This is a genomic window from Bacillus sp. TH17, assembly GCF_016651125.1.
GTDB lineage: Bacteria > Bacillota > Bacilli > Bacillales > Bacillaceae_G > Bacillus_A > Bacillus_A mycoides.
The window spans coordinates 1-26,414 of record NZ_JAEKEN010000004.1 but is presented as its reverse complement, the minus strand read 5'-3'; the positions used below and the strand labels follow the sequence as shown (position 1 = coordinate 26,414).

The following is a 26,414-nucleotide window of genomic DNA, read 5'->3' as shown; positions in this document are numbered from 1 at the left end:
TATAGATAAATAGAAATATAAATCAGAATTTAGTTTATAGTTATAAAAATAAGTTATTTATACCCTTATAATTCTTCAGAAAGGAGAGTGTATGAAAAAGACTATTGTTTTTGTATTAACGATATTTATATTATTCTCAGGATTCGCAACACAAAGTTATGCGTTGTCAGATTCGAAATCTGTGGCAATACAAGCATTGCTAGATGATGCCTGTCGTACGTCAGGTGTGCCTGGAATGTCACTCTCAATACTTGCTGATGGTGAAGTGTTCTACTTTTCTTCTGGGTATGCAGATCTTGAAAAGGGACTGTCTGCAAGTGAAAATACACTCTATGAGTTGGCCTCGGTGAGTAAAGCTTTTACTGGTATGGGGATTTTGCTATTGGAAGAGCAAGGGCTGCTATCAATGACTGACCCTATCCAAAAATATTTACCTTGGTTTACGTTAAAGTATCAAGGTAAACCTGTTGATATGCAAAACCTTACACTAAATAACTTTCTTCACCATACCAGCGGCCTAACAAATATTAGACATCTTCAAAATATTCCACAAGGTAATACGCCTGATATGTTGCAAAAGACTGTGGAAACGCTGGTAGATGCAGAATTGGCGTTCTCTCCTGGTGAACAATATAACTATGGAACCGTTAATTATGACGTATTGGGTTTGGTTATTGAGATTGTATCACGACAAAGCTATGAAGACTTTATGAAGGAGCAGGTATTTCTACCCTTAGGTCTTCACCAGACGTATGTTTATAAAGAAGATGCTCAAGCCACTGGACAGTTAGCACAGGGTTACCGTTCTTCCTTTTTTATAACAACTCCATTTAACGCTCCGGATTATACTGGGAATAAACCTGCCGGCTATATCATTTCTAATACAAAAGATATGGCGCGTTGGATGGGCATACAGATGGGTATCGTGCAGGACATACCCGAAATATTTCACAGGGCCATCGAAAAATCACATAGGGGTGATATGTCTGTTTCGGCTGTCAATGATATGTATTATGCGGCAGGTTGGTCGGTAAACGCCGAACAAACGTTTATAGAACACACTGGGGGTAATCCAAATTTTAGTACCAAAGTAGCCATACTGCCAAATGAAAGAACAGCCATCTGCTTACTGAGCAACGGCGCAAATACCAATATAAACCTGGTACTACAAGTTAAAAATATATTAAACGGCAATCTAACTCAGTCATATGAGATAAGTGGCACACAGCTTTTGGACATCATTTTGTCGTCTACCACAATTATTCTTTGCCTATTAGCCGTTCTGTTATTTTTCTTAGGATTAAGAAAAAGGAAAACGAATGAGCAGCAGCCAATGACAAAAAAGAGAACAATCGTAACAATTATTTTCCTAATCGCTACGATTGCCCAGTGTATAATGTTTTTTGCCTTCGATTGGTCAACGATACTTATTTGGCAAACATATAGTGTTCTTACAGCTTTAATTTCGTCAACATTATTAACAGCAAGCATTACTTGGTTTGTATATACTCACCGATTAGATGCCTCGGTCCGAAAATAAGTACAATGTTAAGTAAATAAATCTTAATTTATCGATATCCTTAATTTAAAAAACAGAAGACACCTCGGTGTCTTCTGTAATGTCATCGACACTTCTCCTAGTTAAACCCACTTGCTATTTCTTCCACTAACCTGCCTCGTTAGTAGAAGAAGGATTTTTAAACTACTATATTATTTTTTAAATGACTTTATTGTAAATTAAACAACTTTATTATCTCTGTACATCCGGTAGGAATCCTCATTGTTTTTTGGAATGTATCCTTTATTTGCACCAGAACCCCGAAATGTAATACGGACTTTAAATATTTTCATTTATAATTCTCTATTTGTCTATACTTTTCATATCGCTGTTGTATAAGCTCTTCCGAGGATAATAGTATCAATTTTTTTAGAGATGATTCGATTACAGATTCAATCATTTTTGCCTGTGATTTTATATCATTTTGTGCTCCACCTTTAATTTCAGGAATGATTTCATCAATAATTCCTAAATGTTTTAAATCTTTTGCTGAAATTTTCATATGTTCAGCAGCTTCTGGAGCATACTTAGCGTCCTTCCATAGGATAGATGCTGCTCCTTCTGGCGAAATTACCGAGTACCATGAATACTCTAACATATGGATATGGTTACCGACACTAATGCCAAGAGCTCCACCACTTGATGCCTCTCCAATTACAATACAAACAATTGGCACTTTAAGTGTAGCCATTTCAAATAGATTTCGAGCTATCGCTTCAGAAATTCCACGTTCTTCAGACCCTTTCCCTGGATAGGCGCCTATTGTATCAATAAATGTAATAATAGGGCGATTAAATTTATCAGCTTGTTTCATAAGTCTTAGCGCTTTTCTATAACCTTCTGGATGTGCCATTCCAAAATTTCTTTCTATACTTTCCTTTGTATTTCTACCTCTTTGATGACCAATAACCGTAACGGGCATCCCTTTAAATTTTGCAATACCACCTATCATTGCTTTATCATCACCATATAATCGATCACCATGAAGTTCGAGAAAGTTTGTAAACAATAAAGGTATATAGTCCAATGTCGTGGGCCGGTTACGTAGCCTTGCAATTTGAACTCGTTGAAAAGGTGTAATATTAGAATAAATTTTATCTTGCATTTTATTTAAACGTTTTTCTAATACATGAATTTCTGACGATAAATCTACATTATTTTCTTTCATAATTTTCTTTAATTCATCAAATTTCTCTTTTAATTCAATAATAGGACGTTCAAAATCCAAACTCATTTTATCCTCCAAATGTTATGATTTACCTCACTCTAATCAAAAGGCTTAGAAATAGAATCAATAAATAATTCAAAACCATCCACAACTATTTTTTGTTCTGATTCTGATAAATTATTGAGAATACTTTGATAAAATGTAATGGATTGCTCTCTTAAGCAATTAACAGTTATGTGACCTTTTTCTGTGAGGTGCAGAAAAAGTTCTCTTCTATTTTTTTCATTTACTTCACGATAAATAAGCCCCTTTTTTACTAACTTATCTACCAATCTACTTACAGTTGAAGTCTCTAATCTAAGTTTATTGGATAGTTGCCAAACAGTTAATTTTTCCACCTCTAGTTCCTCTAACGCCATCATTTGAGAAGTTGGTAAAGGTTTTTCAAATGGTCCATTGGGCAAATTTTGAGATTCAAAAACCCCAGTTATTATAATCATTTTCTTAATATCTGTTCTTAGTTTTAAGGCATCTTCTCTTTTCAAAAAGGTCACCCTCCTACGACTAATGTATCATACATCAATTGTATTATACATGAATATGATTTTTTCACAAGCTTAACGTAAGCCAATATTACAACATGGACGAGATATTTCTTCTTGTTAAAATGGTATAAGTGGATTGTTTTCTACAAATGGAAGAACATCAATTATGTATCAGGGGCCTTTATGGGGTACCGCTCATCGCAATCAAGCTAAGAAAATAAAACTACCCCAAAAACGAAATTTTGTGATAACTTGTAACAAAAAACTCATAATTTTGGGAGGGAATTCTAAATTCTTAAGTTGATGGGCATGCGGCTGAACCCCAATAGGACTCAAATCTATTATTAAGATTTAAGTCCTATTCAAAGATGAGAGGATTCTACCAAAACGTAATATAATTTATGCTTATCTTTTTTAATATGCATCTAGTAAAAACACATTTTTTCAGTCCCCCCTTGTTTTTAGGTTTGAGATCTATGGTTCAAGTGAAACTATATTAAAGAATCTAACCTTTTCTGATTGAAAGTAAACTTTTGAATAAAAATTTACATTAAAAAGAAGCATAGAAAAACATTCTATTCTATACTTCTTTTTTTATAAACAACTCAATTCCCTTTAATTATTGACTTAAATTCACCAATAATAGAGCTAATCATTTTTTTAAAACTATCATAAAATATAGGCAATAAAATTCCTAATCCAAAGACTAATGATGATTTTATACATATCCCTACAAATATTAAGATAAAACTTATATAGAAACTAACGTAATTTTTATCATCAATCTTTATTTTTTTTTTGAAACTATCATTTTCCTTTATCAGATCATCTAGTGTTACATTGTAAAACTCACTAAGAATAATCAAATTATCAATATCAGGATAACTTTTATCATTCTCCCATTTATAAACAGCTTGTCTAGTTACTCCAATTTTTTTCGCTACATCTTCTTGGGAAAGATTTTGTGATTCACGAAACTTTTTTAATTGTTGACCTAAACTCATCCCCTTCACCTCTTAAAAAATTATTACACATAAAACAATAAAAAATAAAGAAACTATCAGTTCTATACATGTAAACCAATAGTTCACAATGGGGTACCGCCAGCATTTCGGAAAAAAACCACGCTAAGCAAAAAATAAAATAAGCTGTCCATATGGGCAGCTTATTTACATAATTATCGTTATCGGCAGTTATTCAAAAAGATATATAGGAGTAGTCCCCCTGCTCATCAACCTAAAATTTTAAAGTATCCCCTAAACGGAAATTTTGTGTTTTTTTAAAGCTTTTATTTATTTTTCGTATATGACGTAATACTTTTTAAGAAGATTCCCAACCCCGCAAAGAAGAATCCTAAGCATAATAAGCTGGCCGGCGTTCCCCAAGTAATTTGATCTAGCATTTTTATCCCCTCCCGTTTATTATTATATAGTGTTTATTAGGTTTTATCCATATTTTCCCTTAAAACATCCGGAAATAATAAAAAAAGAACCTATTCAGATCACATCAAAATCCGAATAGGCCAACTCAAGAAGATGAATTACCAATCTATCCTATTATACATTCCTATCCTGGCGTGAGTTTTAGAGTTCTCGTTTGTTACTGGATTAGCCAAAAAACTGTATAAAATCTTGCATACTCTTAGCCTGGTTTTTTTCCGAAATGCTGGCGGTACCCCACAATATACTTTGCTTTAACTTAAAATTTAAAAAGACCTCAAAATATAAAAATTAAAATATCCAATGTAAACTTTTAAATATTAGTTTACTTTCATTTCCCCTTAAACATTGACTTCATCTCGATTACCTTAATATCCTCAAATTTAACCAAAAAAGTATACATTCAAAACACTATAAATAAAGAAGATATTGAATCAAAAATCAATATCTTCTTTATTTTATCTATTATATAAAAGATCTATCTTAAAACATTATTAATAATTAAAAATAGAAAAATATAAACTGTAAATCCTCTCAAAATCCAAACCACTATTCTTTTTACTTTTGTTTCGGGGGATAGTAATCCAAAAAACATAGTTCCTAATAATCCAAGCGATGGTGCTAATACTAAAATAACCTGATTCATTACACTATATTCAAATCTAAATCCATTTACAAAACAAATAAAAGAACAAATTGATACTAATAAACATGCTAATGAAATATAGCCCCAAATTTGCTTCATCTAGCTTCCCCTTCAATACATTTTATTCCATATTAACATATTTAAAATAATTAACATTATATATTCTGCACATATAAAGTTACCATAACACCACTTATCGGTAGTATCCAAAAAAGCTTAGAGTTCTCATATGACTCTAAGCTTTACTTTTGTAAAAGATTATTTCCAAAACTCATACCATTTCTTATCTTTACTTGCGGCAATCATCTTCTTAACTTCCTGGACTTCTCTTATTGTTTGCATAAGCATTTCATCACGCCCTTGGTTCTTCGCCACATCCTCGCTAGAATTTGTCGCTATAAGCACCTGGGATTCCTGTATCGTTTGTATAGCGCTCAATAATTCTGATTCTCTTTGTGCAAATCGCTGGTCTTGTTCAATTAAACGTTTGCTTAATTCTTGTAGTAATTCATTTTGCTTTTCAATGACCTCGTTTTGATCTTGAAGCATCGTCTGTAGCGTTGTAGCGTTGAAATCCGGTTCTTCATAGCGCTCAACTTCATGCCGCTCTAATGGCAATACTTCAACGCCTTGATGCCATGATACTATTTGCTTTGTGGCGTTTTCTAATGTCATATCTGTGTCGTTCTTCAGGTTTATGACCTTACGGAATACCATTACATCGCTTTCTCTATATTTCCTATGCCCACGTTCATTTTTAATGAAGGTATAACCCTCCTTTTCGAGTACATCAGCATACTTACGTAATGTGCTAGATTGGATATTTAATTGCTCTGCCACTTCGCCAGGACTATATAGCGTCTTCATAGCGTCTCACCTCAAAAATATATTCGCTATAGCAATGATATACCCTTTTTCCTAATAATTCACGTATCACTTGTTTCAAATTCTTTTTTCTGTATACAAGATTTTATGCAAAAAAAGAATAGCGGGAATCCCTAGAATCCCCGCTACATCAACCATGTATAAAATCATGTATATCAATTTCACTAAAAAAGAAAAAAGAACCCCATAAAAACAAGGGTTCCTCCTTTACTATTGCTACCGATAATGAGACGTTATGTTAACAAACCATGAATAAGATATACAAAATAAAAGTTGAGTAGCAAATAAAAAACGGTTCTTTTTATGGTAAAATTTGTTATAGATGGATAATACAATTAAACAAACAAGCCATTTGAAGGCACATTAAAGGTGCAACCTTTTGTTGCACCTTTAATGTGCCTATAACTATCTTTACTTTAGTCATCCAATTCAACAATACTGAAATAAGAAAGGGCGATAAACAATATGTTTTTTGGAGATAAATTAAAAAAAGAAAGAGAAAAGAAAGGTTGGTCACAGGAATACCTTGCTACAAAAATACATGTTAGCCGTCAATCAGTTTCAAAGTGGGAAACAGGTAAAAACTATCCCAGTATTGGAGTGATTATCGATTTAAGTGATTTATTCGGGATCACAATCGATGAATTATTAAGGAGTGATGGAGAGTTGAAAGAAAAAATAATTCAAGATAGTAAAAGATCGACAGATTTAAATTGGAAATCATACCTTTTAACCAGTTTAGGTATTCTTATCGGGATTGTAATTGCTAGTATGATCAAACATGATGGAATTGATTGGATATCCATTAGTTGGTCAGCAGTTGCAACAGCAGCCTTCTTGTACCTTATTTCTCTTCTTTTTCCACAAGGGAACAAAAAAGGTGAAACAAAAAAGTAAGTGGGAGATTCCACAAACAGATTTGATTGCTTAATAAACATTCATAAATTTAACTTCCGCTAACGATAATTATGTAAATAAGCTGTCCATATGGACAGCTTATTACATTTTTACTTAGCGTTTTTTTTCGAAAATGTTGGTGATACCTCTAGATGTGTAAAAATTACACATTAAGTGATAGATGTGAGTCTGTATTTGCTATAGAGAATTTATAATAATCGTAATATCTTTTTAATGACAAGTTAGATTTAAATCCAATTTGCTGCATAATTTTTTCAGGTGTATTGTTTTCTTGAATTCTTCTTAAAATATAGGTATTTCGAAAATGTTGGGCAGAAATTCCCTTTCGAAGATTAGCACGTTTCACCTCTAAACGAATCATTTTCTGTATTGAGATTTCAGTTAAGAATTTTGGTGCATCATCTTGATAACTCCAATGATATGTCCTACGTGTAAAATCAAAAGCAATAAATAGTGGATTATTGCTGTGATATTTAGGGCGTACAGGTTCCGGGATAAGTTTATAGTAATTGTATAAGTGTAATTTATCTTCTTCCTTCAAATAAATGATTCTATTTACTTTTGAGTCTTTAGGAATGGATAAAGTATTCTTTCCGAAATGAACGTGTGCCATTCGTAAAGAAACAAGCTCTTTTAAAGATAATCCATAGTCCAAGAGTAATGTAACGATAGAAATATTTCGCTCTAAGATCATGGGGCGTGTTGATTGTTGTTTTTCTGTAAGGCCTTCTAGTGAAGAAATAACTTCTTTTAAGTGTTTCTCTTCCTGGAAAGAAACGAAATCCTCCCTACGTAATGCTCGATCAGGTGGATCTATATGAATAATTCCTTCAATCGTACTCGGTAAATCTAAGTATTCGTACAACCTATTTAAAACAATATATATACGGTGTACAGTTTTATCGGAGTATTGACGATCGACTTTTAAATAGTAAAAAAATGATTCGAAATCTTTTTTCTGTAGTGACTCCCAAATATTATCGTTAGTAAACCTTTTTGATTGGTGCAGCCATTGAATGAAACTTTCCACATCGTAGATGTATCGTTTGATTGTAGAAGGTTTTCTTCCTTTGTTTGATAAATAAGAGGAAAAGCCTTCTATTGTATGTTGGGTCTCTTTTGAAGTCATGTTATATTTTTCACTCCTTATCCTCATACCTTTTGACTACTCTGTAAAATGTAGGACTTGTCATATTACACTTTTTCATGGCCCATAGCGCTGTGATCTTTCCTTGTTTCCAATCGTTATATACATCAATAAATTCCTGAGTTATTTCAGTTTTGGGTCTACCCAAATGCTTACCTTTTTTCTTTGCAGCTTCAATGCCTTCACGTTGGCGAGTTTTTATTTTCGTCCGTTCTTCTTCAGCAAGCCACGATAAGATTTGAAGTACCAAATCAGTAATAAGATTCCCTAAACTATCTTTATATTGAGTTGTATCTAAAAGTGGCATGTCTAATACGACAATATGAGCTTGTATATTTTGAGTAATATCTTTCCATTCCTGAAGGATAGCTTCTTTATTTCTCCCGAAACGATCCAGGGAATGAATATATAAAATATCGTCTTTTCTTAACATGCGTTTTACAAGTTGGTATTGTTCACGGTTAAAGTCTCTTCCGCTTTGCTTATCGACAAAAATATCTCGTTCGTCAGTGATGAGTTGTTTCATTGCTTCGAGTTGCCGATCTTCATTTTGGTCTTTGCTACTGACTCTTATATATCCGAATTTTCTTGTATTCAAAATAAATAGACATCCCTTCAAAATTGCTTCTAATGAAATTATAACAAAAATACTTCAAAAGGTGTCATTAATTATTTAGTACTTCAAAGGTGTGTTTTTTAACCTTTTGAAGCACTAAATTTAATAGAGTTTACTGTACTAAAAAAGGTGTACCTTTTGATATGTGGAATTTAGAGTTTATTAAAATATTTTTATAGATTTATTCCTACACTGTATATTCTTTAACTAGTATAGGTGAAAAAATGAATCATTAAAGATTCAATTAATATGCTAAGTTAAAATGAGATGGGGGTGAAATTGTAAAAAAGGAAAGAGAGTAAAAAAACATAGAAAGTAAAAAAACATAGAAAACGCTTTAGTGCGCAGTTCTGAAAAATATAGAAAGGAATGATATCAAATGACAAATATTCATAAGATTGGATTGCTTAGTTTCGTATGTACCTTTTTAATTTGGAATTTCTTTTCAGTATCATACGCTTTTGCTGTTTCGCAAGATAAAATAGAAAATAAAAATGCCTCAATAATGATGAAGCTATGAAACAAGCCACGAATAAAATAACTTCCTGGTCTGAAAATAGTCAAAGACGTAAAGGGACGATTGAGGTACCAGAGGGGACTTGGAAATCTCGATATTTGGTGGTGTAGCTTTAAAATTAACAACGAATATTTTTAGTAGAGAAGAACAAAATTAGGTTGCCCGCAGATGATTTTGTGAATATGCTGAGAAATAGTATAGGGAAAGGAATAGTGTATCAGAGGGAAGATGAAGAGACTGTTGTAGTTAAATCATGAGGGTGAGCATTTGGAATGTATTCAACTTAATCATTTATTAAAGTAAACTATATAATAGAAGAAACTCGTCTTAAATGAAAAATGGAGAAATAATTAAGTCTAAATTTATGGTTTTGGTGCAAAGATTGCAGCCATTCCGAATAGTTGATGAATAAACTTTATTTTATTTTGGACAGACTTGTCCCGTAAAATAAGTTGGCCTTTTTTAATGATATGCATCACTTCTATTCCTGAAAGAATAGATTTAGCTGTACGAAAAGATTTCAATCCTAACATTGAACGAACTCTCTTTTTAATAAAACGATGATCTTACTCTACAATGTTATTAAGGTATTTTACCTGCCTTATTTGGATGCCTACAGGCATCTTTTACTCTTTCTTCAACTCTTCACTCGCTATAGGATAGGCCGGATTTTTATCTACTGTAATCACACAGGGCTTTGAAACATGAAAAGACTGCAAAGCTTTCTGCAGTCCTATGATCTCTTGTTTTACTTAAATGAAAATTAATTGTATTTCCTTTTGAATCAACAGCACGGTATAGGTACGTCCATCAGCCTTTGACTTTCACATACGTCTCATCGACTCGCCAAGAATCATTGCTTGACTTAAGATGACGTCGTACTCGCTTATCTAATTCGGGACCATATTGATGAACTCATCGCATGATAGTTGTATGAGCAAGGGATAGCCCGCGTTCTTCTTCATATATTTGCATCAGAATCATTATACATTTAGACACAAATTAACCGGTTCTCTGTACGTTAAGGAACCGGTTAATAGTATTACTGATTAATAGTAAAGAAATCGCTCCTTAAATGTTTGCCGTGAATATAAGAAACTGCAACGTATTTACCTGGGCCATAAGCGTCAGTGATTTGCGTTTGGAATACTGCAATTTGCTTATTTGCGCTGTAATCAAATTCATTTGTCCAGTTGATTGTTTTAATACGAGCTAATTGTCCATCATCTAGTACAAGGAAAATTTTCACTTGGTCATTTGCAGTTAAAGAGCTAGACCAGTCTGTAACAACTGTGAAGATATTTCCAGTTTTGTATCTAGACATAATATGTTTTTTGTATTCAGCAGGCATTGGTTGAATGTACTCATACAAAATATTTGTATTTATAATACCCCAGTCATCTTGTGTTACAGCTGCTTTTTGTACTGATGTAGCTGCTGCCGCTGGTTTTGCATCAAATGCTCCAACTGCTGTTACACTACCTAATGCTAATGTTCCAATTAATACTAATTTTCCTAACTTCATTATTATTCCCCCTAGTTATTTTCATAATTAACAATTGCTAATAACTTAATATAATAATATAACGAATTGTATATTATTTTAAATATATTATAAAAAAGTAAATTAGTTACTTTTTTTATAATATAAATAAGGTTGTATTAAATTTTGTAAAATTTGTATAGATAAAAGTTATCAGCAACAGAGCTAGTTGCTGATACTTTTATTTAAACTACATTTATTGATATAATAATTAGTTGGAATTAAAATCTGTAGCCTTCGTTTCATCAATTCTTTGTTGAATTTCTTTTAAGGCTTCTGCATAATTTTGTTTGCCTGCTATTTCTTTTATCTTTTTTTTATTTTTCTCTGATAGCTTATTATTGTATATAACAATCATTTTTTCATCCTGAATAATATTTCCATAATCATCAAATTCAATATGCGTATTTGAGCTGGCAGTTATATCAAATCCAGGATTTAATTTCTCAGGGATAAAGGTAGTGTCTGGAACTCCCTTATCTTGTTTTAAATACACAAAGTAATGTTTATTCTGACTTTCACGTTCATTTTTTACTTCTACTCTATCATCATTTGTACCAGATACGCTTTTTTCTTCAGTAACATTCTTTGCACCATCATTCAGAAGAAGATATCCACCAAAAGATAGAATACCCAAAATTATAAAGCAACTTAATAAAACTATTTGTTTTTTCTGTAACAAATATATCCCCTCTTTACTATATTTAACTTACTTTCCTAGTAACGTTAACTTGGTAATTTTGCGTTCTTTTGCAATCAATAAAATGCTCATTAATAAAATATCACAAATTGCCAAACCTAAACTAATCTTAAATAATAACCATCTATTATTAGAAAGGAAAAAACAAACCATAAAGGAAAACTGCCAAAATACCAATAAAGCGAGATAAACAACATTATGCTTTTCAAAAAAACTGTATCCAAAAACCCATTGTAATGCGAGTACTTGTTTAAACATTTCTAAATAATATATAGCAGAAAAGAAAAGTAACACAGCAGAGAGCACTAAAAATAATGTACAACTAATTATAGTTAATTGAAGTTTTTCTGTATCATTTGATATCTTTTGCTCTACAAGGGAATATGCAATAGATACAGGACTCCAAATATTATCAAAATTATACTTTTCAATTGTTTCTTTTGTTTTCTTAAAAGGAAACTCATTAGCTACATTCTTTGTATAGTAACCATAACCCATGGCAATTGAACTAGATGTATACATTGGCTCAAACTCATGCGTCAAAATCACCACTATTGGATCGATAATTTGATAATTCGTATCTACAGCCATTTGAGGAGTAAATGTAAAATAAGATTGTTCATTTTTCACATATAGTATATTTATTTGCACTGAATCAGGATTTTCATGATTTAGCATCATAGAATAATCTTTTTTTACTGTTGTTTTTATATCTTCTTTATTTTCTTCATATCTTTTAGGCACTAAAACTGTTATTTCGGATTTATTAGGTCTTGGTAACTGTATCTTTTTATTATCAATTCCATATATAGGATTTAATAATAAATAATTTTTATTAATAACGATTTGCTTTCCTTCTACTCCCCAAGGATTAGGGTTTAGTTCATTATCTTTTTGATTGAGATAATAATAGGACGGAGCAATGTATACGGCTCCCTGATTTTCTAATTCCTTATATAAATTATTGAATCGATTCAAGTTATCTTCATTTTTGATATCGAATCTATCCCCAGCCCCTACTTCCATCCCTAGAGATGCATAATCTTTCATCAATTTCCATTTTTCTTGTTGTGCTGTCGTTCTTTTTAATTCATTAAAAGTGCTAATTCCCTGTTGCAACGCAAGAATTAAAAATACAGCTAATATAAATCGAATTACGAGATTAGAATAAAAAAATAGTTTTATTGGTTTTTTATTTTTAATCATTTGAGATATATGTATGCTTTTACTACCAATCCAAGTGATGATAATAATTAAAAGTATGACTAAGAATAAAAGAGAGATGTTTTTTATCCAAAAACTTAAAAAAGGCACTATTTGTTGATATTGATTGTAGTAATAAAGATATATTAATAAACTCATACTAACTAGAAGGAACGAGCCTAAAATGACATTTACATACCGTCTAAGTAAATATACTCCAATTTGAAAAAAACTATCTCCGTGCATATATTGAATTGCAATAGCTTTGTAATTGTTCATAACGTCATAAGACATAGCCAGTAATAATAATAAACATAAAACAAAACTTGTTGTATAGATCATGGTTTGATACGGATATTCTGTAAAAACAGATGTTGATTCTTTTTTTGCTATTTTGATTGAAAATCCGTTATTCTCGGCCATTTGTTTAAATAATTTAACGTTTTTAGAATTGTTTAAAGTATAGGTGCCTCTAATATCTTTTATTGATGCTGCTGCAATCATTGGCCGAATTTCTATCGGATTAAAATTATGAAATATCTCTATCTGACCAATTTGATTTTTATTATTAGTTTGTATAGTAGAAAGGAATGTATCAGGATTACTATTTGAATTCAAGAATTCCCCTGTTTTTAATTTCATCTGCTTAAAATATTGATTGGAATCATACAATGTTACGTAATACACGATTTTTTCTTGTTTATTTGTTGCAATTTCGTGCGAAGTCCTTTGCAGATTAACCTTAGATTGCATTGCTATTTTTGATAAAATTTGGAAATTTTCAATTTTATCTTTTTGAGGATTTCCTTCTCTTATTTCTAAATCAAAATTTTCTTGCGAATGATTAACATCATAATTAAAAGCCTGAAACTCTAAGTATTCAAATTGTTTAATCGATAGAAAGCTCACAATTGTAAAAGTAATAAAACTAAGAACAAATATTAATTTTTTCATAATATAACCTTTCTCTTATAATTGAATGATTCTTGAAAACAGATGAGATAAAGATGTATCATGAGTTACTACAATAATTGTTTTTCCTTGTTGATGTAACTTTTGAAAAAGAGAAGTAATAATATCACGATTCTCACTATCCAATGAGCCAGTTGGTTCATCTGCTAAAATGAGGGTTGGGTTTTTAAGTAGTAGTCTAGCGATTGCGACACGCTGCTGTTCCCCTCCACTTAAAGTATGAACCTTTTCTTCACCATAGTTTGTAAGACCCACTTCCTTTAATACTGAGCACATCGCTTCTTTTTTCTGCTTTTTATTCAATTTTTTATGTTTAATAGCAATTTCTAGATTACTATTTACAGACTCGTTATCTATTAATGCATAGTTTTGAAATATAAATCCAATATCATATCTTAATAAATCTCTTTTTTTCTTCTTAGAATTTGTATCCATTCCTAATATTTTAATTTCACCAGAATCTGGACTTTCTAACATACCAATGATGTTTAAAAGTGTTGTCTTTCCTTTACCACTTTTTCCATATATTCCAATAAATTCTCCTGTTTTTATTTCTAAATTAAAATTTTTAAAAAGCATTTTATTGTTAAAACTCTTATCCATATTCTTTATAGAAATCATATAAATCCCACCTTAAAAAACATTTTAAGGGGATTTATATTTTATATAAATCCCCACAATATCAATATATTTAATTAATAAACATATTTTTGGTAAGTTACAGCATATGGTCCAGTATAAGATAAATGTAAAGCCGCTTTATAACCAGCTGGTGCAACTGTACTCTTATAAGCATGGCCATTTTTTGTGATTCCAGAGGCATGTGTAAATACAGAATTATAATATATAGCGAAATGCTCCATTTTATTTTGATCAAAGCCAGTATCAAAGCTTTCTGCAGCAGAAGCTGCAATAGGTACTAGTGCTCCAATCCCCAACATAGCTGAAAGTGCTAAAGTAATTGCTTTCTTTTTCATTTTTAATCCCGCCTTAAAAATTTTATTTTTTATTATATCAGATAAAATATTCCAATTTACGAATTATGAAAGGTGCGCATCTTTCAAATCAATCTTAATCCAAATGGTATATTCTAACAATACATTAATTAAAATATGCAGAATTACATATTTTAATTAATGTACCGCTTTTCACCATAAATACTATATAAAAAAAGCTAGTTCCTCTAATAAGAACTAGCTTTTCCACTACATTTATTATAACTTTGGGTACACTAATTTACTTTTCTATAATCCATCTTTAAAATAGCATTACCTGCTAATTCTAAGTATTCAACTGTGATTTTATGTACACCCGCAGTCATCGGTACTGTAACTTTTCGAATCTCACCCCCACTAGGAATCCAAGAATCGATTACTCGTTTATCATCAACATATACTCTTACACCATCATCAGCCTTGGCTTCAAATTCGTAATTTCCATTCTCAAATAGACCTAATTTTGTAAAACGAGCAGAAAAATTATCATTAGGAATGCTTGGGTATGGAGAAGCGTTACCCCAGTTAAAATCAATATTAATAAATCTATCTAATGACCATTTTCCTCCTTTTACAATTGCATCACCTTTTAAATCCTTATTGGCATAATATTCTGCTGTCCAATGTGGGAATGGAACAGCATCAGCATATGGCTCCATACCAAATTCTACTTTACTTCCGCCACCTTCTTCTAAATATTGTACTTCAATAAGGTGAACATCTTTTTCTGCAGACTTTCCAAGGATTGTTGCACCTGTATTGTCATCAATAATTACCTTTCGAGCATCTTCTACAAATCCACCACTTCCATGCCAACGATCTATAACAAGTTTGCCATCAATATAAACTCGAAGACCATCATCAGCTTTTCCACGAATAATATATTCGCCTTTAGGTAGACGCTTTACCGTGGTATAGCGCGCTGAAAAATTATCCTTAGGTACTTTCAAAGTTGGGGCGCCTTCGCCATTATCTTCTGCAAGTTTTTGCTGTTGTCCAAATGGAGCGATTACTCTCGCATCTACAGGTAGTCCTTGTAAGTTCTTATTTGGATAATAATAAGCCAACCAGTGATCAAATGGAACTATATCAGAAAATATACCTGCGTTTCCTGTTTTTTCATAAAAATCCGTCTCTATTTTGTGTTCCCCTTGTGCTAACTTTGGTAGCAGCGAGCGTTTTATTTGTCCAATTGAAGAGTCATTCCATCCATCAATTATATTTTTTCCATCAAAATTTACTTTGACATAATCATCCGCAAGAGTTTGCATAAAATAGTCTCCTGCTGCTAAACTTTGTGATTGGTCAAATTTCGCTGAAAACTCATCGTTTTTTTGGCCTTCTGGTGCCCCTAAGCCCCAATTATAGTGGACTTGGCTTGTTTTTTCTTTATAGATATTACCATTAGATGGAATATCCGCACCGGGAATAACAGAATAAAAATTATCAATATCAGGAGTCCAAACAAGGTAGTGATCTTGTGGCGTAGATATCCATTCATCATGTACAATTGCTGAACGGTGCCATACTTTTTCAGCTGGATCAAAAATTTCTTCATAACCAACGCCCGTCACAGCATGATTTTTATAAATAGGGTGGGTTTGAGTTGTAATAATAGCTGGTCTATTTTTATCTATCTCTTTCTTATATTCTTCAAACACGGCTGGGTTTGCAGGTTTGTTCTTATATTCTTTGATAGAAACAGAATATTTACCTGTTTTTCCCCAATATTCTTTCGCACCAGCGATACCATTATTTCCAAATGTATTGCCCTCAGCATCTGTTTTCATTAATTTAGGTAAGGTATCAATAATGTAAGTTTCATAATCTGCTTGGTTATTTTTCAAACGTGGAAATCCATTATTTGACCAATAAGTTGTAACATTTGCATAAGCTGTAGGTAAACATCCATGAGTCCAGTCGTAGTCTGGCACGTTCGGTATGTACTTATGATTATAATATGGAGCATTTGCGGAGCGAGTTAACCCATTAACTTTTTTTATATTCCCGCTATTAGAAGTAGTGTTCTTTGCATTCGTAAATATGTTTATTTCTTCTAATTTTTTCTTTGATACTGATTTTTTGGTATTCAAATCTATGAAAGAATCTTCTGTATTCGATTTTTGCAAATACGAAATTGGACCTACATAAATACTATTTTCTCTATCTACTTCTTTGTATGGATTTGCACCTTTTCTTGTGGATTCTATTACACCTGGAAGGTTTTCGTTTCCACTCACAATTATAAACCCATTGTCCTGGTTTTCTTTTTGTAAAACAAATAAATACGCAGTTAATCTTTTATTTTCATCATATAATTTTCGATCTAATACTAGCGTACTTTCTTTCCAATCTGTATCAGAATTATTTTGAATAATTTTAAAATAATTCTTCGCTTGCTGCGTTGCTTTCTCTACAGGGACAGCGTTTAAATTCCCATTCTCTTCGGCACTAACATTTGTTGTAGCAAGGAAGAGTAAAAATAAAAAGGTTAAAACAGTATAACTTCTCTTAGATACTTTACACATACTAAAACTCCTTTTCTATATGTTTTGCAATTCTCGAATATGATATAACAATATTTAGAAAAAGTGAAATAATTTTTCTATATAAAAATTTACATATTAAAAGAATTGCATTATAAATATATAGACAAATAAAAAAGGAGGTCCATGTATATGTGGAAAAAAGCATCACTTATTTTGTGTTTATTATTCTCGTTTTATTTATCCGATGGTGGCTTTGTATCTGCTCAAACAATACCATCAAATGAAATGACTTCAAGCTTCTCTTATATTTTAAAGAGAAATGCCTTAATCATGGCATATGCTGCTGAAGAAGCTAAAGAAGAGGGAACTTATCCTTGGAGTGTAGGGTTGGCGTTTGCAGAAAAAGTAAAGCCTGGTGGTGAATGGGACTATAAAACAAAGTTTGGTAGAAAAAAACAATTCATCTACAACGGCTATTTGATGAAAGGTGAAGATTTAGGTAACATTCATTTTGGTTATGTAGCAAGAGCAGGCACAATACCAATTGAATTATTAGCTGATATTGAAGGTGCTTATCAAATGTGGTATAGCGAAGAGCTCAAGGGGTGGGCTGATAATTATTTTGATCAGCCTAATGATGAAGCAGGTAGAGCATATGGGGTTATTTTATGGGATAACAAATTGCTTCCAAATCCCCAAGATCCACCTCCACCGCCTGTAAAACCTTTTGAACCTGCTGCAGAGCAGCAAAAATTTAATGCCCTGACAAATCAAGAAAAAACTAAAATTAAAGCAGATATACAACGTATATCTAAAGGATTATCGGAATAAACATTCAAACTGGTTCCTACTAATGGAACCAGTTTTTATATTCCTTAAATATGCAATTATACATATTCAAGGAATATGAATTGCTAAAATATACCATACATTCTAAAATGTTATAAGATTACGAATTAAGGAGATGCGATATGAAGCCTATAATTAAAGGATTAAGTATGAGTTTTTTAGCAATGAGTTTTTTACTTCCAACTAACATCAGTTTTGCAGAACAGAATATTGAAAGTACTGGTGCATTACTAAATGATCCACTCAAACAAACTGAGGAAGGGAAAAAATTATATGAAATGGGAAAAGAAGCAGATAAGAAAATGAAAGAAGAAGAACAAAGAAAACAGAGAATCCCCCATATGAGACCATCTAATGAAAGATTTGAAATCCCAATGGAAGGTAATATACAATCTAAATTTTATTATTGTGGACCAGCTTCAGTAAGACAAGCTCTAAGTTTTCATAAGATTGACAGTGGTATAGGACTTCCCTTCCCTTCACAAGAACAAATTGCATTTTCAGCTGGAACAGAACACCATCAGGCTTCTACATCGGTTGGACTGGTTAAAGCAATAAATCAATACAGACATGATTTTGATTTTGAAGATACTCCTTATAAGGTAGGAGATATTGAAGATTCGGCAAATCCAGTACAATTACTAACCCAACGTGTTAAAACTTCATTGTCCAATAGAACAAATGCACCTATACTATTAGTAGAAACTGAAAATATGCAACATTATAGTAAAGCACCAAAAAATTACCGTCACTACATTACGGTTAGTGGTTATTATGGTGATGAGAACTCCATGCGTATTCAAGATGCAAACCATATAGTTCACGATAAGATTCCCTTTGGTGGAGGATATAAAGAGACAATCGGCGATGGATCTTCCAAAGGGGTTGGGAAAGCTGTACTTATGGCAGATAAAAAAGGTGGAAATGCTGTAGTCATATGGTAAAGAAATATATATATATAATCATTGTTTTAATTTATTCCATTATTTTACATGCATGCTCTGCAACACCAAACAACCTTCAAAGTAGTACAAAGATTGACCAGAAAAAAGAAGAGGAATTCACAAAATTCACCCCAAAATATAATAGGTTTTACTTACCATCAATTAACAAAAATAAATTATACATGACAATTGATGATAATAGTAAGTCCGGTATGCCTAATAAATTAATTGAATATGATTCTAAGAAAAACTCAACTAAGGTTATATTCAACTCAAAATTAAATAGTCCAAATATGCAAGGGCAACAAGCTAACAAAGACTGGTTATTGTGGCTTGATACTGATGATTTTGGAAGCAATTCAATTTTATATGTGAAAAATTTAAACAATGACAAACAAAAAATATTGTATCAATCAACTGGTCCAATAGATGCAAATCTATATCAGCACTATGTAACATGGACAGAGATTGATTCTGCAAAACAGGTTGGTCACATAAAAGTATACAATCTAAAAACTGATAAAGTAAAAGTTATTGCTACAGTACATTCATATGACACAGGTTATTCTGTAAATCATATGAACCAGGGAAAATTAGTCTATTCTGATAGAGATGAAAATAAAACTAATTTGTATGTATATGACCTTACAAGCGAGAAAACAGTCATATATCCCATCCCGCACGAATATATTAGCAATATTCGAATTGTGGGAGATAAAGTATTTTATACCACCTTTCCAGCGCCTAATCAATGGTATCCTGAGTCTTACTTCCTTGTAGACATGAGGACTAAAAATATAGAGCCTCTCCAATTAGAAGGGGTTAGTGGAGATTCAAATAATAACATAGGGCTAACAAGTGCATTTGAGGACTACATGGTATTTCAGACAAGTACTCAACAAGTATGGATATACAAATTACAAAGTAATGGATATAAAAAGCATAAGTTAGATGTCTCCTATCCATTCCAAACGTTAATGTCAGAAGGACTGGACATTAGCATTATATGTGAAAATAAGGGAAGCGATGCCCGTCATATTATGTCTCTTGCTGGTAAAGATGTAAATAATATTTTCTCAAAAGAGAACATTACAACTTACAATAATTAACAAAAATACAGTTCTGATGCAAATATACGAACATCCAAACATTAAGGGATAATACTAATCTGTCCCTTTTGTAAAGGGCATTTCGAAAAAAGTTATGTAACATAAAGAAGCTGACTTCTGTTGAATACTGAAGTCAGCTTCTTTATAATATCCTTAAAATATGTAGTTATGCATATTTTAAGTTAAAAATCCGCTATAATATACCATTTATTCTAAAATATTATAAGATTACGAATTAAGGAGATGCGATATGAAGCCTATAATTAAAGGATTAAGCATGAGTGTTTTAGCAATGAGTCTTTTACTTCCTTCTAGTGTCAGTTTTGCAGATGAAAACATTGATTCCAGTCAGGCAAAAAAAACTGCTGTTACATCAAAATCGCCATCATTAGATCCTGAAGAAGGAAAAAAAATTCTTGAAATTGGAAAAGAAAAAGCTAAGAAAGCTTGGGAACAAGAGAATCAAAAAAATAAGATAAACAGGATGCGACCACCATCTGAAAGCTATTTCCGACCTGTTACACATTTTAAACAAAGTGATTGGTTTTATTGTGGACCAGCATCGGCACGCAGCGTTCTAACTTTTCATAAATCTGACAGTGGATCATCGTTTCCAATACCAACTGAAGAACTCCTTGCGTCTTTAATGTTAACAACTAACCAGGGAACAAATTCTCTTAACTTAGCTTGGGGATTGATTAAATGCATACAAAGACAATTATGATTTTGCTGATAGTACCTATGGAGCTATGAGCCCTAGTAGCATTAGAGAACTAGAGGTATTAGTAAAAAACAAATTATCAGATGGAACGAATGTACCGATTGTACTGACAAATACAGAACACTTGGAACGTTATAAAAGAGCAGAAAAGAACTATAGGCATTTTATAGTAATCAATGGCTATCATGGTTCAGATAGAACAATGCAAATTGTCGATCCTAATCACAAATTAGATAAAGATGGAAAAGCTTTAGGTGGTTCATACGAGGAGAAAGTAGACGAGAATGGAAAAGGAGTAGGAAAAGCTGTTCTAAGTGCAACAGGTGGTAATCCAACATTAGTATATTGAGAAATTTTAAAATACTATCGTTTATTCTATGTCTAGGTATACTGGTATCTTGCAGTCAAAACAAATTAAATATAAAAGAAAAAGAGTTTAATAGTACCTATACAGAATTAAAAATGGATTATGAAAACTATTACATGGCATCTACATCCAATAACAAACTGTACTTACCTGTTTCTGATAATAGTAAAGAGCGTCTACCTAATAAACTTCTTGCATATAATTTTTCTAACCAAACTGAAGAGACTATATTTCATTCGAAAATGGGTAGCGAAGCAAATATACAAGGAGTACATGTTAATGAAAAATGGTTATTATGGATTGATACCAATGCTATTGGATCAAAAACTATTCTCTACACAAAAAATTTAAGTAATAATAAAGAAAATCAAATCCATAAAACAAATGAAATTATAGAACCTTATCTTTATAAACATTATGTATCATGGATGGAAATTAATGAAGAGCAAAAAAATGCGGATATTATTCTCTATGACCTAGAAACCAATACAAAAACGAAAATAGATACTGTAAAATCCTATGATACAGCTAGTACGACACTTCATATGAATGAAGATAAATTAGTCTATACTAACTCTACTGAAAAACAAACTACCATAAGCACATATAGCCTTAAAAATAAAAATATAAACACATATGTAGTTCCACAAAATAATGTTTTAGCTCCTAAAATTGTAGGTGACAAAATAGTCTATGTAAGCTTATCTAGTGATGAAAAAACAGCTGGAAATTCAATTGAAAATTATTTCATTTTAGATATGGACTCTAAACATGTAACACCACTTTCCATTGAAGGGGTAAATACCCAACAAGGAGATGGTATTGGATCTATGAGTGCAACTATGAATTATTGGGCTTTTAGAACTGACAATCAAAAAATTTGGGTATACCAATTCAATAGGGATAGTTATAAAAAGATTACATTAGATATTCCAAATGTATTTCAATTACGTATGTCAGAAAACGGAGACACCAATATTATATGTGACAACCCAGATACCTTCCCAGAAAAAGTGCATGATTCTATCGTGTCCGTTTCATATGATAAATTAAAATCTGAATTTCAAAATAAAAAAACAGAATCCCATATTAATTAAATGTCCGGAGAATATTCTATATTTTATTTCCTTAAATGGCACCGTTTCGTTGAAAAAACGAGTATATAGAAATGATTAAAAAAAGTATTTTAACAGGAGTTATAGGATTACTTTGTATTAGCTGTTTGTTTTGGTTTATGTACCCTTCACCTTACCTAGAAGAACTAAATCAACAAGAACAAAAAATATATAATCAATTTCACAAAAAAACGATATCTATATATTGAAAAATCAAGATCCGAAAACTATCGTTAGATTGTTTTTATATTCTATTCATCAAGAGCATTACGAAACCACTTATCACTTTTATACAACTCTTTATGATGAAGAAGATAAGAAAATGTTTTTAAAAAGTGCAAATTTAAAAACAAATTTTATTTGCTTTTAAATTTGCAAATAAATCTATAGAAACTGGAAATTACTATGCTCGTATAAAACTACCGTCTTTTTTATGATAAATATTCTGAAATGACTCAAAAAGATGGTATATGGTTAATAAATGAAGCACCTATTAATATGTGTTAAATTATTTATACCCTTTCTTTTCTTTGTTAAGCTTTTTACGATTCTGATGCAAAGGTATTGAAATCTAAAAAGAGGACGACAGATTCCTAGACACAGCCTAGCAATTAAAGATGCATTCAATTAGAAGGATTCGCTATAAAATAGCGAATCCTTCTGTTTTTGTGCAAATAATGACGAATTAAACGCTTGTTTAAATAGAAAAGCAAAATAACTTGTAGGAATCACTACAAGTTATTTTTCAGATAATGTAAAAAAGGGCAAAACAAGCTAATTCAACATACAAAACAGGGAAACCATTTAGATTACCGCCTAGCTATATTATATAACAAAAATTCACAATGAAAGATTTCATTTTTGGAAATTATGTGAATTATAAAAAAAGTTTATTGTATTTTATTTTTAAAAAATCCCATTTATTTATTTTATATAAAACATTTTAAATCGACATTGATATCATAATAAATTAGTAAAAATATAAATATAGGTAAATAGAGAAGAATGTAGGATTCTTACAGATGGACCTATCTTTATATTCGATTTATATTAATTATAATAATATGAATTCATAGGTATAGATAACTATAATATTCCAACGTGTTCGTATAACAGATATTTCCATGATGTATTTTACGAAAAGTTTAATTACTATTAATGTTACAGGAAAGAATATCGGATATAGATCGGTTTCAGCTAGTATATTTATTGTTCTAGAAAGTCTATCAATAAAGCTATTCAATATTAAGATTAGTATACATTAAGCATCCAAAACGGGTGCTTTTTTCTTTGTTATATAGAAATTACACATTAAACTTATATTTATACGCATTGTTACTACATGTAAATAGTAAATAAAACAATGAAACTGATGAAAACATATAAAAACAAAAAGAATCCTAAGATGGGTAGTGTTTTATGAAAGTTGAGCATGGTGAACCTCCTTGGGTATATAAAGGATTATAATACATCGTTGGTCTATTATATTAACCATGAATTGGATGGAATTATGCATGGTTAAATCAATAGAAATTATACATTAAACGTATTTAATGAGTCTGATAGGTATAAAGATAATCGATAATCATACAATGATATGGAAGGGTCTTTTCTAGCGTGTTAGTTACCTCAATAAATATGTATCTTTTGGCGCCTGGGCGAGGGTGCTTTTTTTATTGCACATTATAATGAAGACAAGCATATTATGTAATAGGACGAGTTCTTCGTGTCCTATTCAATGCTCAGGATAAACCCCAATTCACATTGAGAGCACCAATAGCGAGGGTGCTCTCTTTTTATTGAAAATAATATGTAAATGTATATAATATGATTATTGGATTATTATTTCAATATAAGGGGTACAAGTTCGATGCGACGTAAAAAGGATTTGTTGAAACAATGGAAGGTGGATTTGCAAGTTGTTCAAGAAGAAAAGAGGATGAAGAAGAAGGCTAAGAATAAGAAATATATCATTCCTGGTAATACAGCAGGATTCATGAATGGAAAGAATACTTATCGTAAAGAGAATGGGGTATGGAAGCTAAGAAATAAATGATTTGAGGATAAATAAGTTTATAGCAATTATTGTAGGCGCTGCCGTGGTCTGGGTGGCGTCTTTTTTTATTATAAGAGATCCCTCAAGCATTGACGGGTTATCAATTGAAGTGTAGAACTGTTTGGGATTCCTTACATTAAGAACAAAGTGGAATTATTTCTAAACCAATTAATAGAGCTGTAGCAGCAGCTGGAATTAATACAGGAATTTGGATATCTTTCAATGAACAGGGAGTGTACTTATCCTTGATTAAAGACTTATACAACAATGAAATTATTGCTAGACACAATTAAAAAGGTAAGAAAAGAACGGAATATGAAAAGGGTTCTCTTACACATACCGTCAACTACTAAAAAAATCAAGTGAAGCTAGTATGTCCAGAAAGGGAAACTGTTAGGACAATGCTTATATAGAAAACTTCTTCAATCACTTTAAGTCAGAGTGTTTTCATTTATCCTCTTTCCGTACATCTGATGAGGCTAAGTTTGCTGTGCGCAAATATATACGCTTCTATAATCATCAAAGGTTTCAAAAGAAATTAAATAACCTGGGGCCATATAAATATATAACTCAGGTTATTAGTTTTGCTTTTTGAATACTGTCTACCGTCAACACTGTAGATGTTGTTTTTTATAGGCCGTTTTAGATAATAATGAAAAATAATTGTTACTGTTTTCTTTGTGAAGAAACTTTTTTATGCAATGGCTATATATATTGTTTAAAGTTGCAAAAAGTAGTTTGCACATTATCAAATGGGAATGTAAGAGGGTTTAAAATATCGCGTTTGTGATTTTTATGCTTCTTTTTTTTATTTGTAAATAGGTTTAAGAAGCTTTGAGGAAAAACTGGATTTTAATAAAGTTAAACAAAAAATCAATTTTATTAAAAATAAAATTGATTTTTTGTTTAATTATGTTAAAATGTAATTAAAGGAGCTGAAGGTTATGGATTTTAAAAAGATTCCAAATTGGCTATTAAATTTAGAGAATGAGGACATTGAATTTATTAAAAATTTCATTTTACATTCTGGATCTTTGAAAGAAATAGCAAAAATTTATGATGTTTCTTATCCCACGGTGAGGGTACGGGTAGATAAGTTAATTCAAAAAATAAAAGTAAATGATACTGATGAAGATGAAGAGTTTATTACTTTTATCAAAAAACTTTCCATTGAAGATCGTATTAATTTAGAAGATGCAAAATTAATAATTGAAAAATATAAAAATGAAAGAGGGGATAATTAATGTTTCGTCTATATGGATTTATAATTGCGATTTTATTAATAGGACTTCAATATTTTTTATCAAGAAGAGAAAATGTTTATTGGGGAATATGTTTACCTATTTTATATGTGATAACACTCCTATATCTATGGGTAACTGAGGCTCTAACTGTCAAAGGGAATACACTTATATTCATCATAATTATTTTAGGTGGATTAGCCATTTTATTAGGAATTTGGATTAAGGGCAGAGAAGAATTAAAAAATAAACAGAAAAAAGAATTGGACAAAATGAAAACAAAGGATATGAAGTAATCGAATAGAGAAAGAAAAGGATTAGCATCTAAAGACATGTAACTGAGTTTAAGTATAATGTGGATTTTTAAACTTTAAAAGGGAATATATATCATACATATTCCCTTTTAATAATCAGATATCGGGAGCTGTTTTTTGAGTATTTCTATAACAATATAATTATATTATAGAATCTTGCTCTATATGTTCTTTTGTTAAACAAGGAAGGATGTTATAATGTCTTTAATGCTAGTGGGCTTCAGGGATAGCATGGGGATAAATAGATTGTAGAAATAAGGTATAAAAATTAATAATCATTATATAAAAAAGGATAGAACTGTAGATCCTATCCTTTTATAATTAATTGGTTTAAACTATGTAATTACACCAATTAGT

Annotated in this window: 25 protein-coding genes and 1 pseudogene; 12 read left to right on the top strand and 14 right to left on the bottom strand. The window is 31.2% G+C overall.

What is annotated here, in order from left to right; all coding sequences use genetic code 11:
• Positions 1–91: 91 nt before the first annotated feature.
• Entirely contained in the window at positions 92–1,540 is a 1,449-nt protein-coding gene (locus tag JFT95_RS28915) for a serine hydrolase domain-containing protein (RefSeq protein ID WP_078422374.1), read from the top strand.
• A 307-nt stretch (positions 1,541–1,847) separates the two neighbouring features.
• Here the strand turns inward: JFT95_RS28915 and JFT95_RS28910 are convergent, their stop codons facing one another.
• The 5 genes from JFT95_RS28910 to JFT95_RS28890 form a co-directional block, all read right to left on the bottom strand.
• Positions 1,848–2,792, bottom strand: coding sequence for an acetyl-CoA carboxylase carboxyltransferase subunit alpha (locus tag JFT95_RS28910; RefSeq protein WP_016091897.1), 945 nt, complete (start codon positions 2,790–2,792; stop codon positions 1,848–1,850).
• Between the two features lie 32 nt (positions 2,793–2,824).
• Positions 2,825–3,271 carry a MarR family winged helix-turn-helix transcriptional regulator gene (locus JFT95_RS28905; protein ID WP_000817662.1) on the bottom strand — a complete coding sequence of 149 codons (447 nt, stop codon included), beginning with the start codon at positions 3,269–3,271 and terminating at the stop codon, positions 2,825–2,827.
• 605 nt (positions 3,272–3,876) lie between these two features.
• Entirely contained in the window at positions 3,877–4,275 is a 399-nt protein-coding gene (locus JFT95_RS28900; RefSeq protein ID WP_201054038.1) for a helix-turn-helix transcriptional regulator, read from the bottom strand.
• 913 nt (positions 4,276–5,188) lie between these two features.
• A complete protein-coding gene (locus JFT95_RS28895; RefSeq protein WP_002204371.1) occupies positions 5,189–5,455 on the bottom strand; it encodes a hypothetical protein in 267 nt (88 codons plus the stop codon).
• 159 nt (positions 5,456–5,614) lie between these two features.
• The gene (locus JFT95_RS28890; protein ID WP_002204370.1) at positions 5,615–6,223 is read right to left on the bottom strand and encodes a DUF3967 domain-containing protein; all 609 of its coding nucleotides are present in this window, start codon (positions 6,221–6,223) and stop codon (positions 5,615–5,617) included.
• A gap of 483 nt (positions 6,224–6,706) precedes the next feature.
• Between JFT95_RS28890 and JFT95_RS28885 the strand changes: the two genes are divergently transcribed.
• On the top strand, positions 6,707–7,138 hold the full coding sequence (locus tag JFT95_RS28885) for a helix-turn-helix domain-containing protein (RefSeq protein ID WP_201054037.1): 432 nt from the start codon (positions 6,707–6,709) through the stop codon (positions 7,136–7,138).
• 163 nt (positions 7,139–7,301) lie between these two features.
• On the opposite strand, the gene JFT95_RS28880 is transcribed toward JFT95_RS28885, so the two are convergent.
• The 9 genes and pseudogenes from JFT95_RS28880 to JFT95_RS28840 form a co-directional block, all read right to left on the bottom strand.
• Entirely contained in the window at positions 7,302–8,288 is a 987-nt protein-coding gene (locus JFT95_RS28880) for a tyrosine-type recombinase/integrase (RefSeq protein ID WP_201054035.1), read from the bottom strand.
• 10 nt (positions 8,289–8,298) lie between these two features.
• Positions 8,299–8,904 (bottom strand): recombinase family protein, encoded by a 606-nt coding sequence (locus JFT95_RS28875; RefSeq protein WP_201054032.1) that lies wholly within the window; start codon positions 8,902–8,904, stop codon positions 8,299–8,301.
• Positions 8,905–9,801: 897 nt separating this feature from the next.
• Positions 9,802–10,399 (bottom strand): annotated as a pseudogene (locus tag JFT95_RS28870) (IS6 family transposase); the annotation flags it as partial.
• Between the two features lie 82 nt (positions 10,400–10,481).
• Positions 10,482–10,964, bottom strand: coding sequence for a DUF5065 family protein (locus tag JFT95_RS28865; protein WP_201054031.1), 483 nt, complete (start codon positions 10,962–10,964; stop codon positions 10,482–10,484).
• Between the two features lie 229 nt (positions 10,965–11,193).
• Positions 11,194–11,664 carry a hypothetical protein gene (locus JFT95_RS28860; RefSeq protein WP_085313489.1) on the bottom strand — a complete coding sequence of 157 codons (471 nt, stop codon included), beginning with the start codon at positions 11,662–11,664 and terminating at the stop codon, positions 11,194–11,196.
• 27 nt (positions 11,665–11,691) lie between these two features.
• On the bottom strand, positions 11,692–13,839 hold the full coding sequence (locus JFT95_RS28855; RefSeq protein ID WP_085313488.1) for a DUF1430 domain-containing protein: 2,148 nt from the start codon (positions 13,837–13,839) through the stop codon (positions 11,692–11,694).
• A gap of 15 nt (positions 13,840–13,854) precedes the next feature.
• The gene (locus JFT95_RS28850) at positions 13,855–14,478 is read right to left on the bottom strand and encodes a putative bacteriocin export ABC transporter (RefSeq protein WP_060749717.1); all 624 of its coding nucleotides are present in this window, start codon (positions 14,476–14,478) and stop codon (positions 13,855–13,857) included.
• A 74-nt stretch (positions 14,479–14,552) separates the two neighbouring features.
• Positions 14,553–14,834: a hypothetical protein gene (locus JFT95_RS28845; protein WP_085313487.1), complete on the bottom strand. Its 282-nt coding sequence runs from the start codon at positions 14,832–14,834 to the stop codon at positions 14,553–14,555.
• Positions 14,835–15,088: 254 nt separating this feature from the next.
• Positions 15,089–17,380, bottom strand: a complete 2,292-nt coding sequence (locus JFT95_RS28840; protein WP_201054029.1) for a PA14 domain-containing protein — start codon at positions 17,378–17,380, stop codon at positions 15,089–15,091.
• A gap of 150 nt (positions 17,381–17,530) precedes the next feature.
• On the opposite strand from JFT95_RS28840, the gene JFT95_RS28835 reads away from it, so the two are divergent.
• The 10 genes from JFT95_RS28835 (at position 17,531) to JFT95_RS28790 (ending at position 26,039) form a co-directional block, all read left to right on the top strand.
• Positions 17,531–18,172: a polymorphic toxin type 44 domain-containing protein gene (locus JFT95_RS28835; RefSeq protein WP_201054026.1), complete on the top strand. Its 642-nt coding sequence runs from the start codon at positions 17,531–17,533 to the stop codon at positions 18,170–18,172.
• A 140-nt stretch (positions 18,173–18,312) separates the two neighbouring features.
• A complete protein-coding gene (locus tag JFT95_RS28830; protein ID WP_201054024.1) occupies positions 18,313–19,134 on the top strand; it encodes a C39 family peptidase in 822 nt (273 codons plus the stop codon).
• Positions 19,128–20,243, top strand: coding sequence for a hypothetical protein (locus tag JFT95_RS28825; protein ID WP_201054022.1), 1,116 nt, complete (start codon positions 19,128–19,130; stop codon positions 20,241–20,243). The genes JFT95_RS28830 and JFT95_RS28825 overlap by 7 nt, the downstream gene beginning before the upstream one ends.
• A 250-nt stretch (positions 20,244–20,493) precedes the next feature.
• Positions 20,494–20,967, top strand: coding sequence for a cysteine peptidase family C39 domain-containing protein (locus JFT95_RS28820; RefSeq protein ID WP_201054020.1), 474 nt, complete (start codon positions 20,494–20,496; stop codon positions 20,965–20,967).
• Between the two features lie 25 nt (positions 20,968–20,992).
• On the top strand, positions 20,993–21,313 hold the full coding sequence (locus JFT95_RS28815; protein WP_201054018.1) for a hypothetical protein: 321 nt from the start codon (positions 20,993–20,995) through the stop codon (positions 21,311–21,313).
• A 134-nt stretch (positions 21,314–21,447) separates the two neighbouring features.
• Positions 21,448–22,428, top strand: a complete 981-nt coding sequence (locus JFT95_RS28810) for a hypothetical protein (protein ID WP_242487655.1) — start codon at positions 21,448–21,450, stop codon at positions 22,426–22,428.
• Between the two features lie 1,888 nt (positions 22,429–24,316).
• Complete coding sequence (locus JFT95_RS28805) at positions 24,317–24,502, top strand: hypothetical protein (RefSeq protein WP_201054016.1); 186 nt, start codon at positions 24,317–24,319, stop codon at positions 24,500–24,502.
• Positions 24,503–24,911: 409 nt separating this feature from the next.
• On the top strand, positions 24,912–25,097 hold the full coding sequence (locus tag JFT95_RS30195; protein ID WP_201054106.1) for an IS3 family transposase: 186 nt from the start codon (positions 24,912–24,914) through the stop codon (positions 25,095–25,097).
• Between the two features lie 349 nt (positions 25,098–25,446).
• A complete protein-coding gene (locus JFT95_RS28795) occupies positions 25,447–25,746 on the top strand; it encodes a DUF2089 family protein (RefSeq protein WP_046945618.1) in 300 nt (99 codons plus the stop codon).
• Complete coding sequence (locus JFT95_RS28790) at positions 25,746–26,039, top strand: hypothetical protein (RefSeq protein ID WP_106102812.1); 294 nt, start codon at positions 25,746–25,748, stop codon at positions 26,037–26,039. Before JFT95_RS28795 ends, JFT95_RS28790 begins: the two co-directional genes overlap by 1 nt.
• Positions 26,040–26,414 lie beyond the last annotated feature (375 nt).

What these genes read in the sequence shown, in the direction of transcription:
- JFT95_RS28915 (WP_078422374.1), top strand. Translation starts at nt 92, where the DNA reads ATGAAAAAGACTATTGTTTTTGTATTAACGATATTTATATTATTCTCA.
- JFT95_RS28910 (WP_016091897.1), bottom strand. Translation starts at nt 2,792, where the DNA reads ATGAGTTTGGATTTTGAACGTCCTATTATTGAATTAAAAGAGAAATTT.
- JFT95_RS28900 (WP_201054038.1), bottom strand. Translation starts at nt 4,275, where the DNA reads ATGAGTTTAGGTCAACAATTAAAAAAGTTTCGTGAATCACAAAATCTT.
- JFT95_RS28895 (WP_002204371.1), bottom strand. Translation starts at nt 5,455, where the DNA reads ATGAAGCAAATTTGGGGCTATATTTCATTAGCATGTTTATTAGTATCA.
- JFT95_RS28890 (WP_002204370.1), bottom strand. Translation starts at nt 6,223, where the DNA reads ATGAAGACGCTATATAGTCCTGGCGAAGTGGCAGAGCAATTAAATATC.
- JFT95_RS28885 (WP_201054037.1), top strand. Translation starts at nt 6,707, where the DNA reads ATGTTTTTTGGAGATAAATTAAAAAAAGAAAGAGAAAAGAAAGGTTGG.
- JFT95_RS28880 (WP_201054035.1), bottom strand. Translation starts at nt 8,288, where the DNA reads ATGACTTCAAAAGAGACCCAACATACAATAGAAGGCTTTTCCTCTTAT.
- JFT95_RS28865 (WP_201054031.1), bottom strand. Translation starts at nt 10,964, where the DNA reads ATGAAGTTAGGAAAATTAGTATTAATTGGAACATTAGCATTAGGTAGT.
- JFT95_RS28855 (WP_085313488.1), bottom strand. Translation starts at nt 13,839, where the DNA reads ATGAAAAAATTAATATTTGTTCTTAGTTTTATTACTTTTACAATTGTG.
- JFT95_RS28850 (WP_060749717.1), bottom strand. Translation starts at nt 14,478, where the DNA reads ATGATTTCTATAAAGAATATGGATAAGAGTTTTAACAATAAAATGCTT.
- JFT95_RS28845 (WP_085313487.1), bottom strand. Translation starts at nt 14,834, where the DNA reads ATGAAAAAGAAAGCAATTACTTTAGCACTTTCAGCTATGTTGGGGATT.
- JFT95_RS28840 (WP_201054029.1), bottom strand. Translation starts at nt 17,380, where the DNA reads ATGTGTAAAGTATCTAAGAGAAGTTATACTGTTTTAACCTTTTTATTT.
- JFT95_RS28835 (WP_201054026.1), top strand. Translation starts at nt 17,531, where the DNA reads ATGTGGAAAAAAGCATCACTTATTTTGTGTTTATTATTCTCGTTTTAT.
- JFT95_RS28830 (WP_201054024.1), top strand. Translation starts at nt 18,313, where the DNA reads ATGAAGCCTATAATTAAAGGATTAAGTATGAGTTTTTTAGCAATGAGT.
- JFT95_RS28825 (WP_201054022.1), top strand. Translation starts at nt 19,128, where the DNA reads ATGGTAAAGAAATATATATATATAATCATTGTTTTAATTTATTCCATT.
- JFT95_RS28820 (WP_201054020.1), top strand. Translation starts at nt 20,494, where the DNA reads ATGAAGCCTATAATTAAAGGATTAAGCATGAGTGTTTTAGCAATGAGT.
- JFT95_RS28815 (WP_201054018.1), top strand. Translation starts at nt 20,993, where the DNA reads ATGAGCCCTAGTAGCATTAGAGAACTAGAGGTATTAGTAAAAAACAAA.
- JFT95_RS28810 (WP_242487655.1), top strand. Translation starts at nt 21,448, where the DNA reads ATGGCATCTACATCCAATAACAAACTGTACTTACCTGTTTCTGATAAT.
- JFT95_RS28805 (WP_201054016.1), top strand. Translation starts at nt 24,317, where the DNA reads ATGCGACGTAAAAAGGATTTGTTGAAACAATGGAAGGTGGATTTGCAA.
- JFT95_RS28795 (WP_046945618.1), top strand. Translation starts at nt 25,447, where the DNA reads ATGGATTTTAAAAAGATTCCAAATTGGCTATTAAATTTAGAGAATGAG.
- JFT95_RS28790 (WP_106102812.1), top strand. Translation starts at nt 25,746, where the DNA reads ATGTTTCGTCTATATGGATTTATAATTGCGATTTTATTAATAGGACTT.